The 17,548-nt window shown below is 55.8% G+C and carries 15 protein-coding genes; 7 read left to right on the plus strand and 8 right to left on the minus strand.

The annotated features are described in order from the left end of the window. Positions 1-21 precede the first annotated feature (21 nt). Positions 22-480 carry an Rrf2 family transcriptional regulator gene (locus ALB80_RS02980; RefSeq protein ID WP_050602509.1) on the minus strand — a complete coding sequence of 153 codons (459 nt, stop codon included), beginning with the start codon at positions 478-480 and terminating at the stop codon, positions 22-24. 180 nt (positions 481-660) lie between these two features. Between ALB80_RS02980 and ALB80_RS02985 the strand changes: the two genes are divergently transcribed. From ALB80_RS02985 to ALB80_RS03010, 6 genes are all read left to right on the plus strand, one after another. Then, positions 661-1,314, plus strand: a complete 654-nt coding sequence (locus ALB80_RS02985) for an alpha/beta hydrolase (protein ID WP_050602510.1) — start codon at positions 661-663, stop codon at positions 1,312-1,314. Beyond that, the gene (locus tag ALB80_RS02990) at positions 1,314-1,559 is read left to right on the plus strand and encodes a hypothetical protein (protein WP_050602511.1); all 246 of its coding nucleotides are present in this window, start codon (positions 1,314-1,316) and stop codon (positions 1,557-1,559) included. Before ALB80_RS02985 ends, ALB80_RS02990 begins: the two co-directional genes overlap by 1 nt. Then, positions 1,556-2,725, plus strand: coding sequence for an HD domain-containing protein (locus ALB80_RS02995; RefSeq protein WP_050602512.1), 1,170 nt, complete (start codon positions 1,556-1,558; stop codon positions 2,723-2,725). Before ALB80_RS02990 ends, ALB80_RS02995 begins: the two co-directional genes overlap by 4 nt. Positions 2,726-3,084: 359 nt before the next feature. Then, positions 3,085-3,420: a multidrug efflux SMR transporter gene (locus tag ALB80_RS03000; RefSeq protein ID WP_050602513.1), complete on the plus strand. Its 336-nt coding sequence runs from the start codon at positions 3,085-3,087 to the stop codon at positions 3,418-3,420. 76 nt (positions 3,421-3,496) lie between these two features. Beyond that, positions 3,497-5,314: a translational GTPase TypA gene (gene typA, locus ALB80_RS03005; protein ID WP_050602514.1), complete on the plus strand. Its 1,818-nt coding sequence runs from the start codon at positions 3,497-3,499 to the stop codon at positions 5,312-5,314. A gap of 465 nt (positions 5,315-5,779) precedes the next feature. Next, entirely contained in the window at positions 5,780-6,247 is a 468-nt protein-coding gene (locus tag ALB80_RS03010; RefSeq protein WP_050602515.1) for a hypothetical protein, read from the plus strand. Between the two features lie 179 nt (positions 6,248-6,426). Here ALB80_RS03010 and ALB80_RS03015 read toward each other — a convergent pair whose 3' ends face one another. From ALB80_RS03015 to recA, 4 genes are all read right to left on the minus strand, one after another. Further along, positions 6,427-7,050 (minus strand): transglutaminase-like cysteine peptidase, encoded by a 624-nt coding sequence (locus ALB80_RS03015; protein WP_253276803.1) that lies wholly within the window; start codon positions 7,048-7,050, stop codon positions 6,427-6,429. Between the two features lie 348 nt (positions 7,051-7,398). After that, positions 7,399-7,686: a DUF1330 domain-containing protein gene (locus ALB80_RS03020; RefSeq protein WP_050602516.1), complete on the minus strand. Its 288-nt coding sequence runs from the start codon at positions 7,684-7,686 to the stop codon at positions 7,399-7,401. 1 nt (position 7,687) lies between these two features. Then, positions 7,688-10,360 (minus strand): alanine--tRNA ligase, encoded by a 2,673-nt coding sequence (gene alaS, locus ALB80_RS03025; protein ID WP_050602585.1) that lies wholly within the window; start codon positions 10,358-10,360, stop codon positions 7,688-7,690. A gap of 178 nt (positions 10,361-10,538) precedes the next feature. After that, on the minus strand, positions 10,539-11,606 hold the full coding sequence (gene recA, locus ALB80_RS03030; protein ID WP_050602517.1) for a recombinase RecA: 1,068 nt from the start codon (positions 11,604-11,606) through the stop codon (positions 10,539-10,541). A 192-nt stretch (positions 11,607-11,798) separates the two neighbouring features. Here recA and ALB80_RS03035 point away from each other — a divergent pair, with 192 nt between their 5' ends. Then, positions 11,799-12,392 carry a sulfotransferase family 2 domain-containing protein gene (locus ALB80_RS03035; RefSeq protein WP_050602518.1) on the plus strand — a complete coding sequence of 198 codons (594 nt, stop codon included), beginning with the start codon at positions 11,799-11,801 and terminating at the stop codon, positions 12,390-12,392. A 5-nt stretch (positions 12,393-12,397) separates the two neighbouring features. Here ALB80_RS03035 and ALB80_RS03040 read toward each other — a convergent pair whose 3' ends face one another. The 3 genes from ALB80_RS03040 to guaB all read right to left on the minus strand — a co-directional run bounded on the left by ALB80_RS03040 (position 12,398) and on the right by guaB (position 17,495). Then, positions 12,398-14,689, minus strand: a complete 2,292-nt coding sequence (locus ALB80_RS03040) for an ATP-binding protein (RefSeq protein WP_050602519.1) — start codon at positions 14,687-14,689, stop codon at positions 12,398-12,400. Positions 14,690-14,798: 109 nt separating this feature from the next. Further along, positions 14,799-15,956, minus strand: coding sequence for an RsmB/NOP family class I SAM-dependent RNA methyltransferase (locus tag ALB80_RS03045; protein WP_050602520.1), 1,158 nt, complete (start codon positions 15,954-15,956; stop codon positions 14,799-14,801). 90 nt (positions 15,957-16,046) lie between these two features. After that, positions 16,047-17,495: an IMP dehydrogenase gene (guaB, locus tag ALB80_RS03050; protein WP_050602521.1), complete on the minus strand. Its 1,449-nt coding sequence runs from the start codon at positions 17,493-17,495 to the stop codon at positions 16,047-16,049. Positions 17,496-17,548: the final 53 nt, after the last annotated feature.

Consider the following 17,548-nt stretch of genomic DNA (forward strand, 5'->3'; position numbering starts at 1 on the left):
TGCCTGTTCCGCCTATTCGTATTAATCGTCTACGACCGAGAAAAGGCTCGGCACTGCGGGGCATGGGGCGAGATCGTTCTTGATCACATCGGACAGGCGCGTCTGATGCAAGAACACATAAACATGCGCGCTGAGGCTTTCCCAAAGACGATTGGTCAGCGATTGCGCCCGGCTACCTGAGGATGCACCCGAAGCTCCGGCCCCTTTTTGCAAGGCATCCACCGTTTCATCCACGGCTGCCAGAATCTCAACCACACGGATTTCAGACGCAGGGCGCGCTAGGCGATATCCACCACCCGGTCCGCGTACCGAGGAAACCAGCTCGGCCCTGCGCAGTTTGACAAAAAGCTGTTCCAGATAAGGCAGCGACACGTCCTGGCGTTCCGAGATCTCGCCAAGGGTCACAAGACGGTCGGTTGGCTGCAACGCAATATCTGCCAAGGCAACCATCGCATATCGGCCTTTGGTCGACAGCTTCATATTTAGCCCCTTCTTTGCAGGATTTGCGCGAAATCATTGACGCCGACGCTGCCAGTGCGTATCTCCGACTGACAGCGCAAATAGCGCCAAGCAATGTAATTAGAACCGTTCTAAGGTGCCCGACGATTATCGTCAAGTATATCCGGGCACCCGTACGAAAAAGACAGGACCAAAGCACACATGCCCGAGGTGATTTTTCCCGGACCCGAAGGCCGCCTGGAAGGCCGCTACCACCCGCAAAAGGAAAAAGACGCACCGATCGCAATCGTGCTTCACCCACATCCTCAATTTGGCGGGACCATGAACAACAAGGTGGTCTACAACTTGCACTATGCCTTCTACAACATGGGCTTCACCGTGTTGCGCTTTAACTTCCGCGGCGTGGGTCGCAGTCAGGGCGAGTATGACCAAGGCGTGGGTGAACTGAGCGATGCGGCCTCGGCGCTGGATTACCTGCAATCAATGAACAACAACTCGAAACACTGCTGGGTTGCCGGGTTTTCGTTCGGGGCTTGGATCGGAATGCAGTTGCTGATGCGCCGCCCAGAAATCACTGGCTTCATCAGCGTGTCGCCACCAGCCAACATGTATGACTTTTCGTTCCTGGCCCCCTGCCCGTCTTCGGGCCTGATCATCAACGGATCAGCTGACCGCGTGGCCCCTCCGGCAGACACCACCTCGTTGGTGAACAAGCTGCATGAGCAAAAGGGCATCACGATCACTCATACCGAGGTTGAGGGCGCGGATCACTTCTTCCAAGATCGCCACATGGACACGCTCATCACGGATGTCAGCGACTATGTGAAGCGCCGCCTGACCGAGACCACCCGCTGATGTCTGACACCATCATATCTCTTGCGGCCAAACTGGCCGAAGACACGATGAAGGTTATGGATGAAACCGGGGAAGACCGTTTTTTCGTTGAGGTCGGCGAAGTTCTTGGGGCCGCGTCACAATCGCTGGAAGAGGCGTTCTTGACCGAGATCCGCGTGCGGCTGGCCGAACGCAAAGCCAGACAGTTTGTGATCAAGCGCCTGACCGCGCATCGCTCGAAACAAAAAGCGATAGAAAAACAATGACGGATCGCTTGTCGGCGCAAATTGCGTTTTTGAAACGGGCCGACATGCTGAAAATGGTTGAGCGGGCAAATGTTCTGATCGATCAATCCCGGCTCGAGAATTCTGCCGAACACAGCTGGCATCTTGCATTGTGGGCTTTGGTTATGGCCCCCTTGGCCGAGCCAGATGTATCAATTGACCGCGTCATCCGTATGTTGCTGCTGCATGATCTCGTCGAGATCGTTGTAGGCGACCATCCGATCCACTTGGAAACCGACTGGGATCATCTGGCTGATGCGGAACAGGCTGCCGCGTCAGAGCTGTTCGGCTTGCTGCCAAAGGATCAGGCACAAACGTTCCTAACTTTGTGGCAGGAGTTCGAGGCGGATCGGACGCCAGATGCGCGGTTTGCCAAGATCCTGGATCGGTGTCAGCCGCTGTTTCAGGTTCTGTGCGCTTCTGATCCTCACCCGGACCACGTGAAAATTGCGCGCGCCAATCTGGACGGTGGTCGCGCCGCCTATCTCGCGCAGGTCTTCCCGCTGGCCTACCACCATGCCACCAACCTACTGACCGGATCTGAAACGCAAGACAACGCGTTCACAACGCGGCTTGAGTTTCTGACTGAAGCGGACCAGTTGAAATCGATCTTGCGCGCGTCGCGTCTGATGGCGGGTGATCGGTTCGAAAACTCTGCCGAGCATTCGTGGCACATCATGCTGTATGCTTGGGTTTTGGCCGAACACGCGCATTCTGAGATTCGGATGGATCGCGCGCTTCAGATGCTCTTGTTGCATGATGTTGTTGAAATCGATGCCGGAGATCACCCAATTCACGGGCAAGTGGATCATGCCGCCCAAGAGGCCAAGGAACAAGCCGCGGCACAGCGGTTGTTTGGTTTGTTGCCGGATGCACAGAGAAGTTTTTTCAAAGACTTATGGCAAGAGTTTGAAGCCGCAGAAAGTGCGGATGCCCAGTTTGCAAAAGCTGTGGACCGGTTTCAGACACCGATTGCAAATCTGGAAACCGGCGGCGGTTCTTGGGTGGACTACAATGTCACCTATTCCCAGCTCGAAGCGCGCGTGCGTCCTGCCATAACAGGTGGGGCACCGGCACTTTGGAATTGGCTTCAGCCCCAACTTGTGATGCATTTCCAGAGTTGCGACGTTACACCGTTAGACGCTTAACGAAAAAAGGAGCCCAAAGGCTCCTTTTTCCTTCTTGGTTCTGAGTGGCGTTAAAAAACACGACTACCATCAAACTGTTGAACCACAATGGCTGCTTCATTTTTGACGGACCCCCCGTCAGCAAGCCACCCAATTGCCACTATCAGACCAGAAACAAAAACGATCGATTTCGCGAATTTCGTCATCGAACAATACTCTTTAACAATTCATAAAATATGAGGTATATCTTACACTTATTCTAAGTCGGGAATAGTAAGGTATACCTGACCCAACGGAAGTTAAGATGTGAGACTGTTCTTGCCTTTTTCGCGAATTCTGTGTTCAAGGCGATGACACCACAAAACTCCCGAAAGACCATAATGCCTCAAGCTTACCTGTTTCTGTTGCTGGCCGTTTTGGCGGAAACCATCGGCACAACCGCCCTGCAGGCCAGCCAGCAATTCACCCGGTTTTGGCCGTCCGTTCTTGTTGTTTTGGGCTATGGTGTTGCTTTTTATTTGCTGGCACTGACCCTAAAATCCATGCCCGTGGGCATCGTCTATGCAATCTGGTCCGGGCTGGGTATCTTTTTTATCGCCCTCATCGGGTTCCTGGTTTTCGGGCAAAAACTGGATTGGCCTGCGGTGTTTGGACTGACCATGATTCTGGCTGGAATTCTGATCATTCACCTGTTTTCGAAGACTGCCGGCCACTGATCCTCGGTTAGGGCTGGTATATTTTGTCGCGCCGCGTTATGCGCGCGGCAACTTCCCGTTCAAAGGCTGACCTCTCATGGACCTGCGCAATATCGCAATCATCGCTCACGTGGACCACGGCAAAACGACCCTGGTGGATGAGCTGCTCAAACAATCCGGTGCGTTCCGGGAAAACCAGGCCGTGGCGGAACGCGCCATGGACAGCAACGATCTGGAACGCGAACGCGGTATCACCATTCTGGCCAAAGCGACGTCTGTCGAGTGGAAAGATACGCGTATCAACATCGTCGACACGCCAGGCCACGCCGATTTCGGCGGCGAAGTCGAACGAATCCTCAGCATGGTCGATGGTGTTGTCTTGCTGGTTGACGCTGCCGAAGGTCCAATGCCGCAGACAAAGTTTGTAACCTCCAAGGCGCTCGCGTTGGGCCTGCGCCCGATCGTTGTTCTGAACAAGGTCGACAAGCCCGATGCCGAGCCTGACCGCGCCCTGGACGAATGTTTCGACCTGTTCGCCAACCTTGGCGCTGATGACGACCAGCTCGACTTCCCGGCGATGTACGCGTCTGGCCGCTCTGGCTGGGCTGACATGGAACTTGACGGCCCCCGTAAAGACCTGAGCGCTCTGTTCGATCTGATCGTCGATCACGTCCCTGCCCCCAAGCAAATTGATCAAAAAAGCGAACCGTTCCGGATGCTGGCCACCACACTTGGCAGCGACCCGTTCATCGGCCGCATCCTGACTGGTCGCGTAGAAAGCGGAACACTGAAAGCGGGCGACAGCCTGAAGGCGCTTAGCCGGGATGGCACGCTGATCGAAAACTTCCGGGCCTCGAAAATCCTGGCCTTCCGCGGTTTGGGGCAGCAGCCCATCGACGTCGCCGAAGCTGGTGACATCGTGACCATCGCAGGCATGAGCAAGGCCACCGTGGCGGATTCGCTGGTCGCCCCACAAGTGGAAGAGGCGCTGCCCGCACAGCCCATCGACCCGCCGACCATCACCGTGACCTTTGGCATCAATGATTCACCGCTGGCTGGCCGCGATGGAAAAAAGGTTCAGTCGCGCGTCATCCGTGACCGCCTGATGAAAGAAGCCGAGTCGAACGTTGCAATCCGCATCACCGACACTCCGGGCGGTGAAGCCTTTGAAGTCGCTGGACGCGGCGAATTGCAGATGGGCGTTCTGATCGAGAACATGCGCCGTGAGGGTTTCGAGCTCAGCATCTCGCGCCCGCAGGTTCTGTTCCGAGAGGAAAATGGTCAGCGGCTGGAGCCGATCGAGGAAGTCACAATCGACGTCGATGATGAGTATTCAGGCTCGGTCATCGAAAAGATCACGGGTGCCCGCAAGGGTGAACTTGCCGAAATGCGCCCTGCCGGTACTGGCAAGACGCGCATCATCGCACATGTCCCGTCGCGCGGGCTGATTGGCTATCACGGTGAATTCCTGACCGACACACGTGGAACCGGCGTTCTGAACCGCGTGTTCCATGATTGGGCACCGCACAAAGGTCAAATCCCGGGCCGTCGCGCAGGCGTTCTGATCTCAATGGAGAACGGTCAGGCCGTGGCCTATGCGCTCTGGAACCTGGAAGAGCGTGGCCGCATGTTTGTAAGCCCTCAGACAGATGTCTATCAGGGCATGGTGATCGGAGAGCATTCTCGCGACAATGATCTGGAAGTGAATCCGCTCAAAGGCAAGAAACTGACCAACGTCCGCGCCAGCGGTTCGGACGATGCAGTACGCCTGACGCCCCACATTCGGTTCTCCTTGGAAGAGGCGATTGCCTATATCGATGACGACGAGTTGGTCGAGGTGACGCCAAACGCAGTGCGGCTGCGCAAACGCTTTCTGGACCCGCACGAACGCAAACGGATGGCGAAATCGGCCTGATCAACCTGCGCCTGAATCTGTTTCAATTGGAAACAATGGCGCAACTGTGGCATATTTGCTTCCAGCTGATCAAAAAACGCAAAATCGAAAGCCGGGCATTGCGCCCGGCTTTTTATTGTAATTACTATAATTTCTTCTTTAAATTGCATTAATTCCCAGTAGCTCTCTCAATCCACATCTTGCGATTGCGACAAAGGCAAGGTGTAAATATGCCGGAAGTGTGACGATGTTCACTCACACCAGCGTCCACACGGTGCATAGAGATGAACATAAAAGGTACCGAGTTCCGAGGAGTTAATGATGGTTGTTCCTTCCCTTAAGTTGCCAGTTTTTTTGGCCGCAACAGCATTTGTCGTCGCGCCCATGACCGAAGCCCTTGCAAGCGGAGCGTGTACAGTAAAAACCGCTCGCCAGTCTGCTGGGTCTCCTGGGGTCCTGTGCGAATGCGATAGTGTTACATCCGGAATGTTGCGTTATATTCAGCGTCGCGCAGATTTTGACCAGATCGTTGCGCGGCTGGGGGCTGAGTGTTCTCCGCTGGCCGACTTGCTGACAGACCTTCCGACGGCGTCGACCGGATCGTCGGACTCCCGGTCGGGTGATGGGCCGTCCCAAGAAGGTGACACCGGCGGCACCCCCGGAGGCACAAACAATCCCGGTGGAAACAGCGCCCCTGATGGAAATGACTCTCCTCGGGGCGGTGATCCCGACCAGGGCGAGCCTGAACGTGAAGAGCCCGATCGAGGCGAGCCTGAACGTGACGAGCCCGATCGAGGCGAGCCTGAACGCGAAGAGCCCGATCAGGAAGAACCTGAGCGCGAAGAGCCCGATCAGGAAGAACCTGAGCGCGAAGAGCCCGATCAGGAAGAGCCTGAACGCGAAGAACCCGATCAGGAAGAACCTGAGCGCGAAGAGCCTGAAGAACTGCGCTGACAGTTGGCAGCGGCATAAGTGTACGTGCTGCGGTAACTGGCGGTCTATTTGAGACAACGGTTCCGAGAACCGTCAGGCCGAGTATGCAGTTGCGATGAAGACTTGGATACCAAATCCAGCAACGAAAAAAGTGGGCGCAGTCAAAACTGTGCCCACCTAGCTTTCAAAGCGACCGGTTTTCAGCTGCTTCCGTAGACACCAACCCAACGACCGGGTTTTTTAGGGTCCTGCATGCGAAGGAATAAATACCGAGTCTTGGACCATGGTTTGATGCGGTTGGTCAGGTTGTCCAAGACCAAGTCGCCCTGCGTCGAACGATAGATCAAAACCGCATGAGCAGTCCGGCGCGTATCCAGAACCGTAGCAATAAAGAGCTTGCTTGGATCCACTCCGGCGTGGATGAGGTCTCTTTTCTTCAACAACGCAAAGTCTTCACAATCCCCACCTCTGGCCGTTGGGAGCGCCCAAAGCTCGCGCGTCTTGTACTGCGACTGATCCGTCACGTCGCGCGTTGAGACATTCACCCGCCGGTTAATCTCTTTCACTAACTGCATTTCGGATTGAATGGTCAGTGTCGAAGATCGTGCCGCAGTACACGCCCAACTATATTGGCGGCACAGGTTTCTTGCCCCGGTTGGCGGTGGTGAGGATGTTACGGTGGGAATAAATCGACCTTCAGAGGCATGCGCTTCAGTCGCGACAAAGCTACTTGCCATGACTGCCGCTGCCATGCCAATCGCGCAGACTGAAGCTGACAAAACTCCGGTAACTCGGTAGCCGACCGTTTTGACCAATGACATCATGCCCATTCCCCGATCCAGTATCATCCAATAGATTGCCGATACTGCAGACCCACATTCCGCTTCTTGAAACTATTCGCGAAAGGGCCTCAGTCGCAATCATCTCGAACGTGCCGAGGAAAAAGGGCGAAAATTCGTTCTGTAATTTGACAATTTCGGGCGGGAATTAGGACGACTCTGCCACATTTCCAGGCAGCACCTTTGAAAAAGGAACTTTAGAATCTCATGGCAAGCGTTTGTTAAAGAACCAAAAATACGAAGGCCCGCAGATCGCAGGCCATTCTTAGTGTGTGGTAAGGGCGTATAAGCTGAAAATCGCTGAAACCAGCCCAAAGGCGGTCTGTGCGATAACTATTCAGTGATCTCAACCACAAGCAGCTCTCTCTCGCTAGCATTGCGGGCATAATTCAGCGCCTGTTGGTAATCATCCGAGTTGTAACACTCGACCGCTGCCTCAAGCGAGGGGAATCGGGCGACCACGTTGCGTGGCCGTTCTTTGCCTTCCAACTGAACATAGCGTGCAGCACGCGCGATGAACTCACCACCGTACTTAGCTAAGGCTGGTCCTGCCAGCTCGGCATATTTTCCATATGCATCGGCGTCCGTTACAGTAACATGTGCAATCCAAAGTGCAGCCATCTTATCCTCCCAATATCTGTTCTGCGGCCTTGATCGCAGCATCCGCATTCGATGCGTCCTTGCCGCCACCCTGGGCCATATCAGGTCGGCCACCGCCGCCCTTGCCGCCCAATTCAACCACGGCCGCTTTGACCAGATCCACCGCCGAAACGGTTCCCGTCAGGTCCTCGGTCACACCAGCTGCGACCGCAGCCTTGCCGCCTGTATCTGCAATAAGAAGAACAGCACCTGATCCAAGACGCGTCTTGTGTTCATCGATCAGCGCTGGAAGATCCTTGCCTGACACACCGTTGAGGGCTTGCGCCAGGAATTTAACGCCATTGATATCACGCGCCTCGGCCCCACCGCCCTGCCCGGCCCCGCCGGCCATGGCCAGATCGCGGCGCAGCTGAGCCACTTCGTTCTGCAATGACTTGCGCTCATCCAACAGGCTCTTAACCCGGGCGACCACGTCATCCGGTTGTGCCTTCAGTTCCAGCGCAATCTGAGCCAGCCGGTGATCTTGAGCCGAGAGGTAACGGTTGGCCTCATCTCCGGTCAGCGCTTCGATCCGGCGCACACCGGCACTGCTGGCGCTGTCCCCCAGCAAGACAAACGTACCGATATCCCCGGTCCGGCGCACATGAGTTCCCCCGCACAGTTCGATTGACCAGGTTTCACCATCCTGACCCTTACCCGTAGGGGCTTTGCCCATCGAGACAACACGGACCTCATCGCCGTACTTCTCACCAAACAACGCCTGTGCCCCCAGTTCCCGCGCATCATCCGGTGTCATGATCCGGGTTTCGACGGTTGAGTTCTGGCGGATGAAGCTGTTCACTTCGCGCTCGACCTTCTGAATTTCATCATGGCTCAATGCTTTGGAATGGCTGAAGTCGAAACGCAGACGATCCGCTGCATTCAGCGAGCCACGCTGCGCCACGTGATCCCCCAGAGCTTCTCGCAGCGCTTCGTGCAGCAGGTGGGTGGCCGAGTGGTTGGCGCGAATGGCCGACCGGCGGGCATGATCCACCTCAAGCTCGACCGCGTCCCCCTTGGACAGCGTGCCGTTTTCGACCGACACTTTATGCGCATAGACTTTGCCGTCGGCAAACTTCCTGGTATCCTCTACTCGGCTGAGGTCATCGCGATCGTCGACACGGCGCAATTCACCGGTATCACCGATCTGACCACCGGCCTCGCCATAAAATGGGGTCTGGTTTACGACTACCCAACCGTTTTCCCCAGCGTTGATTGTGTCCACCAAAGCGCCGTCTACAATCAAAGCAGCAACCTGAGCTTCAGCCTTCTCAGTCTCATAGCCCAGGAAATCCGTCGCACCTGCCGAATCCAACACATCAAACCACACGGCTTGATCCGCAGCTTCGCCAGAACCGGCCCATGCTGCCCGCGCCTTGGCCTTTTGTTCGGCCATTGCGGAATCAAACCCTTCGGTATCAACAGCTCGACCCTTTTCGCGCAACGCATCCTGAGTCAGGTCCAGTGGGAAGCCATATGTATCATAGAGTTTGAAGGCCGCGGCACCCGGTAAAGGCGCGTCCTCGGCAAGTCCCGCAACCTCGTCATCCAGCAGTTTCAAACCGCGATCCAACGTTTGCTTGAACTTGGTTTCTTCAAGCAACAAGGTCTCTTCAATCAGGGGCTGGGCCTGCGTCAGTTCCGAGTAATGCCCACCCATCAGCTGTACCAGAGTTGGCACAAGACGGTGCATGACGGGATCCTTGGCACCCAACAGGTGCGCATGGCGCATGGCGCGGCGCATGATCCGGCGCAGAACATAACCGCGCCCATCATTGCTGGGCATGACCCCATCCGCAATCAGGAACGATGTCGACCGCAGGTGGTCTGCAATGACGCGATGATGCACGTTCTGATCACCAAAAGGATCCACACCGGTCGCATCCGCAGACGCTTCGATCAGGGTTTTAAACAGGTCGGTGTCATAATTGTCATGGCTGCCCTGCAGCAACGCTCCGATCCGTTCCAGCCCCATACCAGTGTCAATGGACTGCATATCCAGCTCGACCATCGAGCCGTCTTCGAACTGTTCGTTCTGCATGAAGACGACGTTCCAGATTTCAATGAACCGGTCACCGTCTTCTTCAGCAGACCCCGGAGGGCCGCCCCAGATGTGATCGCCATGGTCATAGAAAATCTCAGTACACGGGCCACAAGGACCGGTCGGGCCCATCTGCCAAAAATTATCGTTGGTGGCGATACGGATGATCCGATCTTCCGGCACGCCGACCTTTTTCCAGATTTCAAACGCCTCGTCATCGGTGTGATAGACCGTGGCCAACAGGCGGCTTTTGTCGATGCCGAATTCCTTGGTAATCAGGTTCCAGGCGAACGGGATCGCCTCGGACTTGAAGTAATCACCGAACGAGAAATTGCCCAACATCTCGAAAAACGTGTGGTGGCGCGCGGTATAGCCCACATTGTCCAGGTCATTGTGTTTTCCGCCTGCACGCACACATTTCTGCGCTGTTGTGGCGCGTGTGTAGTCGCGGGTCTCCAAGCCGGTGAACAGGTTCTTGAACTGGACCATGCCCGAGTTCACGAACATCAGTGTCGGGTCGTTGCGCGGCACCAGCGGGCTGGATGCCACAACCTCATGCCCCTGTTTTTCAAAGTAGTTCAGAAAGGTCGATCGGATATCGTTCAGGGTTGGCATAGGGCTCTCTCGGCGCGCAAAAATCTTGGTCTCCGCAGGTTTATCCCCCTGTCCGAGCAGTGTCCACAGTGGAGGCGCCCCGGAACGAAACAAGGCGGCCCGATGGACCGCCTCTTTCATAGTCTTTTCAATTTACAACCGGAAACCGGAGAGCTTCCGAAGCTCTCGTCAGCGGCTGTCAGGCTTCGAGGATGTCATCATCCTCGGCGGCACCCGGAGGCATGTCAAATTCCAGCCCATGAGCGGCGCGAATCTTGTCTTCGATGTCCAGCGCAATACGGCTATTGTCACGCAGGTATTGTTTAGCGTTCTCACGCCCCTGCCCGATCCGTTCATCGCCATAGCTGAACCATGAGCCTGACTTTTCAACCACGCCTGCTTTGACACCCAGATCCAGCAACTCACCCATTTTCGAAATGCCTTCGCCATACATGATGTCGAATTCGACCTGCTTAAACGGAGGTGCCACCTTGTTCTTCACGACCTTGACGCGGGTCTGGTTGCCGACAACCTCGTCCCGGTCCTTGATCGCACCGATACGGCGGATGTCTAGACGAACCGAGCTATAGAATTTCAGTGCGTTACCACCAGTAGTGGTTTCGGGGCTGCCAAACATGACGCCGATCTTCATCCTGATCTGGTTGATAAAGATGACCATGCAATTCGAGCGGCTGATCGAACCCGTTAGTTTCCGCATCGCCTGGCTCATCAGGCGGGCCTGAACGCCAACACTGCTGTCGCCCATATCGCCTTCAAGCTCGGATTTCGGCGTCAACGCCGCAACCGAGTCGACGACGACCATATTCACTGCACCTGAACGAACCAAAGTATCGGTAATCTCAAGCGCCTGTTCACCGGTGTCAGGCTGCGAAATCAGCAGTTCGTCCAGATCGACACCCAACTTACGGGCATATTGTGGGTCCAGCGCGTGTTCCGCATCCACAAATGCACAGACACCGCCGCGCTTTTGCTGCTCTGCAATGCAATGCAGCGTCAGCGTCGTTTTACCTGAGCTTTCAGGGCCATAAATCTCGACAATTCGCCCCATTGGCAGACCTCCAATTCCCAGCGCAATATCCAGCCCCAGCGAACCGGTCGAGCTTGCCTCGATATCCTGCGTGGCACCTTCGCCCAGCTTCATGATCGAGCCTTTTCCGAACTGCCGTTCGATCTGGGCCAGCGCACTGTCGAGCGCCTTTTGCTTGTCTGCGTTTTTCTTGTCGCTCATTGTCAGAAGATCCGCCATTGTCCTGTCGCCTTCCCTTTTGTCACACCCTTGAACGGGCGGCAATCGCTGCTTTGTTCGCCTCTTGTTCCTTATGGGACCAAAAAGAGAACATTTCAACTAAAACTTACAAGACTCACTCTTCTGCAATTGTGTTAAAGAGTCGTTTACGACAATCTGCCAAAAAGATCAGGTCGAAGCGGAACGCGATATATGCTAGTTTTTTATGAAGAACGCCTGGCTTTTCTTGCGGTTCCCAAGACCGGCAGCACAGCGTATCATACAGCGTTGCGCGACCGGGCCGATCTTGTCGTGACCCATCCGCCCGAATTGAAACATGCCACCGTGCGCCGATATGATCGGTTTTTTCAGAATATTTTTCAAAAAGTCTGCCACACCGAAATGGAAATCATAGCCATCGTGCGTGAACCGATAGACTGGCTGGGCAGTTGGTATCGTTTTCGCGGCCGCGACGATTTGCAGGGTCATCCCCGTTCCACTCGCGACATGAGTTTTGATAGGTTTGTTCAAGCCTACATGCAGTCGCCGCGCCCCGACTTTGCCGATGTCGGCAGCCAGAGCAAGTTTTTTCAAACTCGCAGTAGCAGCACCGGGACGATCCTTACTTTTAAATACGATCATCAGGACAAGATCCTGGATTTCCTGCAAACCCGTCTGAACACGCAGATCGCGTTACAGCAGGAAAACGTATCCCCCCTTAAAGATCTTAGCCTATCGCCAGAGACCGAGGTGCAGTTCCGGGAGACTCACGCGGCGGAATTTGCGCTCTATGATGCGGCCCTCTGAGCCCGTCAATTCAGCTGTTGGAACACTGCTTCTGTCAATTGATTGAGCGAAAAGGGTTTCGGCAGGAAGGTGGAGTTGGCGATATCCGGCCCCGAATCTCCGAACGCCCCTTCGGTGTACCCAGACACAAAGACCACGCGGGCATCCGGGCGTGTTTTTTGCGCTTCGCGCACCCAGGTCGGACCGTCCATGCCCGGCATCACCACGTCGGTGACAAAGACATCGACATTCAACGCTGGATCCTCAAGCAATTTCAACGCCTCTTCCGCCGAGTCCGCTTCAAGCACGGTATACCCCTTCAAGCGCAAGGCGCGCGTTGCAAAGGCACGGACCGGAGCTTCGTCTTCGACCAAAAGCACCACCCCTTCCCCTTGCCGCGCATAATGCGTTTCGGGTTGCTTTGGCGCATCGACCTCAACCTCGGCTGCGGTCACGCAAACGGGCAAAAAGACTGTGAATTCAGTGCCGCGCCCCACAACGCTGTCTACAAAGATGAAGCCGCCCGTTTGTTTCACGATGCCATAAACCGTGGACAGCCCGAGCCCGGTGCCCTCACCCGTGCGTTTGGTTGTATAAAACGGTTCAAACACCTTCTGCAGCTTGTCCGCTGGGATGCCCGTTCCACTGTCGACAACCCGGACTGTCACATATTCACCCGGTTGCACAGTTGCCCGATCGCGGCTGAACGGTTGCGATAAATTCACAACCTCGGTTTCAATGCGGATCTCGCCGCCGTCCGCCATCGCGTCGCGGGCATTGACGACCAGATTCATCAGCACCTGCTCCAATTGGCGCTTGTCGGCGCGCACCGGTTTCAATACCGGATCGTGGCTCAGCGTCAGTTGAACTTTCTCACCGACCAGCCGGTTCAACAGGTGAATCAGGTCCGAGATCGTATCTCGCAGATCCAGCACCTCGGGTCTGAGGGTCTGCTTGCGGGAAAACGCCAAAAGCTGGCTGACAAGTGCGGCCGCGCGATTTGCGTTCTGATTGATCTGAACGAGATCGCCGTAATCCGGGTCATTTTGATCATGCCGCAGCAAGAGCAAATCGCAGTGACCCGAGATAGCCGTGAGCAGATTGTTGAAATCATGCGCCACACCCCCGGCCAATTGGCCGACAGCCTGCATCTTTTGACCCTGAACGAACTGAGCCTCCAGCGTTTTCAGTTCGGTGGCGTCATTCAATACAGCAATCAGCCCCGCTTTGCCGTCTGAAACGACTTTGCTTAACGTGACCTGCACAAAGACCTCTTTTTCGCCTCGGATCAGCTGCAGAAACTCCGTGCGTTGGACGTCCTCTTCAGACGCTGTGCGCGCCAACCAGTCCGGAATAGGTATACGCAGTCCCCGCATAACCTGGTCGATATTGGTGCCTTTCAGCGTATCCTTCCCCAGCAGTCTCGCGGCCAATCTGTTAGTGTCGAGGATCGTACCATCTGTCGACAGGTTCAGAATTGGAACCGGAAGATCTGCAAAAGATGTCCCGGCCTCTGACACGGCGGGTTTCAGCAGCGGGACCAACCCCAGACATCGTTTGGTCCCGGTTTGCGACAGGTCTGCCACTGCGACTGACACCACCCCATCACGAGATCGGACAGTGTTTACGGACCCGTTTACGGGAGCTTCCCCACAGAAGATGTCCTGAATATTGTTGGGTGCGTTGCCGAACATGCGCGTGGCGGCCAAATTTGCGTGTTGGATTTCACCCCTGTATCCAATTGTCAGTACTGGTATGCTCAGCTCTGCATTGACAGCTGCCTCTCCTTCCTGAAAGCGCCAGCAAAATACATCAGCGCTTAGCCGAAACGCGGTCACGGACAATATATTCCCGCCGTTCGGAAACTCTTCAAACGCGCGTCCGTTTGATTGAACTTGAGATTGCAACCTCAACAAAACCGCCTGAGGGTTCGAAAACGTGGACCGCAAACACAAGGTCAGCGGAATACCTTGTACTGCCCCGAACCTTTTCTTGGCCCGCGCGTTGGCGGTCAGAACTTCCCCGAATGTGTTGGCGACCACAAACGGAGCATCTTGGTGTTCCGCAAAAGCACTCATGACCGCCACATTGTTTTGTGCGGTGACATTGGCCATATGTACCTTGATCGCGACGCAGATCGCCACAACAAGCAGGGATATACCTGCAACTGTCAGACCCGCGTTCCAGTCCGACGACAGAATGCCCGTCATCGGTGTCAAAATGATCAGAAATGCAAGACACAAAAGTGAACCGATGCGTGTGGCTGATGGCAGGTTGGCTAGGGAAGGATTTCGAACAAATACGGCAGTGTCAGACATAAAATAGGCTCAGACGAAAAGGTGGCAGCAGTAGAGGTTAAATAGGTTAACGCACGCTTAACGGATTTCGACAAGCGTCAATCTACCCTGGGTTGCTTTCGCCAAAGTCTTAAGATGTCAGGTGTGACGTGAAAAACCCGTCCGACTGGCCAGTAACCGGCCATGATTTCCGGAAGGTTTCATTCCAACCCGAATGCTGTGCCAAAAATCGCGTGACAACTGCGCTGTTTTCATCGTCGAGAACCGAACAAGACGCATAGGCCAATACGCCTCCCGCACGAACCAAAGGCGCGATATCCTTAAGAATACCGGATTGAATGCGCGTGAGTTCTGTCAGACGTTCCTCGGTCAACGCCCATTTTCCGGCAGGCGCTCGCCGCCATGATCCGCTGCCCGAACAAGGCGCATCCGCCAAAACCACATCAAAAGGGGTTAAACCCGCAAGATCTGAACTGTTCAGAACAGTTATTCTGGCCCCTGCCCGCTCCGCTCGGATCGGGATGTCTTTCATGCGTCCCTGATTTACGTCATGCGCAAAGACATTGATGCTCTTATTCGCTGCAAGCGCAAGTGCCTTGCCACCACCGCCTGCGCAATAATCCAGGACACGCATTCCCGGCTTTAGCTCCAGCGCTGAGACGACAGCCTGACTCGCGGCATCCTGAAGTTCGACCAGACCCTCGGCATAGGCCCGGCTTTGTGCGATGCGTCGCGCGCCTTCCGTGACCTCTAGCGCCGTGTGACACACAGATGTTGGACGGGCGATAATCCCCTCACCTTTTAACGCCTCAGATGCCTTAGCGACATCCGATTTTAAAAGATTGACTCGCAGATGAACGGCTGCCCGACCCTGCAATGCCTGTGCGCATGGCACCGCTTCGCCGCCCAGAGATTGGGTAAAACGCGGCCACAGCCATTCCGGGATGTCGAACCTTTCCGCTTCGGTTTCAAAACCCCGCGCTGCCTCTGCATCCTGCACGGGCAATGGCGCATGGCCGTCGCCGGTGAACAAATCGGCCGGATCCGCGTCAGAGGCACGGATCGCCCCGATCATCAATCCGCGACCGCTATTGCTTCCGCCAAGCGCCGCATATGACCGTCTGCATCGCAACGCGTCGAAAACATGGTCCCGTACGGCCGCGCGATCTTTGGAGCCTGCAAACCGGCTGCGTCGCGCCCAACCGGTCAACGCCTTTTCCACCGGAGCTCCGGTCAGAATCTCATCCAGAATTTCTATAGATGCCTGAACGCGGGCGGCGGGTGTCATTGCAATTATACCTTGTAACGAAACAGCCCGTTCGCTGTTTCAAACGTAAACGACGCTCGTATTCGAGCGCCGTATATGGTTCTCAAGTTCTCACATCCCCCGGTAATTCGGGCTTTCGCGGGTGATCTGAACGTCATGCACATGGCTTTCCTTCAGGCCCGCGCCGGTAATTTTAACGAAATGGCAGTTTTTTCGCATCTCTTCGACAGTCGCACAGCCGGTATAGCCCATCGCAGCCCGTAAACCGCCCACAAGTTGGTGGATCACGGCGCTGGCCGATCCTTTGTAGGGCACCTGCCCTTCAATGCCTTCGGGCACCAGCTTGTCGTTGGCCGCGTCCTTCTGAAAGTACCGGTCCGCCGACCCGCGCGCCATGGCGCCCAGGCTTCCCATACCCCGATAGGACTTGAACGACCGACCCTGATACAGGATCACTTCGCCCGGGCTTTCATCGGTGCCCGCGATCATCGAACCGACCATGGCGCAGGATGCCCCCGCGGCGATCGCCTTGGCAAAATCGCCTGAGAACTTGATGCCACCATCCGCGATGACCGGAACGTCACCTGCAGCGGCGGCGCAATCTCCGATTGCCGTCAACTGAGGTACACCCACGCCCGCCACCATCCGTGTGGTACAGATCGAACCCGGGCCGATGCCCACCTTGATTGCATCAGCTCCAGCATCGATCAGCGCCTTGGTGGCCTCAGCCGTGGCAACGTTTCCTGCGATGATCTGGACCTCGTTCGACAGGGTTTTGGCGCGTGTAACCGCGTCCAGAACGCCCCGAGAATGGCCATGGGCCGTATCGACCACAATGATGTCGACACCGGAATCCACCAGTTGTTCGGACCGCTCAAAGCCCGCATCACCCACCGACGTCGCGGCAGCCACGCGCAAACGACCAAGCCGGTCTTTGCAAGCGGTTGGGTTCAGGACGGCCTGTTCTGTGTCCTTCAAGGTCAAAAGACCGGTCAGTTTCCCTTGGCGGTCTACCACAAGCAGTTTTTCGATGCGTCTGGCCCGCATCAGGCTTTTTGCTTCTTCCAGATCAGCCGGCTCTTGCAGCATGGCCAGATTGTCAGCGGTCATCATCGCCTTGATCGGTGTGTCGTCCGAAGTCGCAAAACGCATGTCCCGGTTGGTCACAATGCCCACGACACGACCTTCCGCATCCACGACGGGGAAGCCGGTGAAGTTATAGCGTTCCACCAAAGCCTGTGCATCCGCCAGCGTCTGATCTGCGCGCAACGTCACCGGGTTGTAAACGATACCCGATTCAAACCGCTTGACCCGCCGCACTTCACGGGCTTGCTCTTCAACCGAAAGGTTCTTGTGAATGACCCCGATGCCACCGGCTTGTGCCATGGCGATGGCCATTCGGGCTTCGGTCACGGTATCCATAGCTGAGCTCAGCAGCGGGATGTTCATGGTGATTTCACGCGTCACACGCGTGGTGGTATCCGCCGTCGCCGGAAGCACAGAAGATGCGCCCGGAACCAGGAGAACGTCGTCAAAGGTGAGTGCCTCACGAATCTGCATCTGATAACCCCATGCAAAAGCCCGTTTGACGGCGACGCTATCGCATGGATTGA

The sequence above is a fragment of the Ruegeria sp. 6PALISEP08 genome, from assembly GCF_001238295.1.
GTDB lineage: Bacteria > Pseudomonadota > Alphaproteobacteria > Rhodobacterales > Rhodobacteraceae > Ruegeria.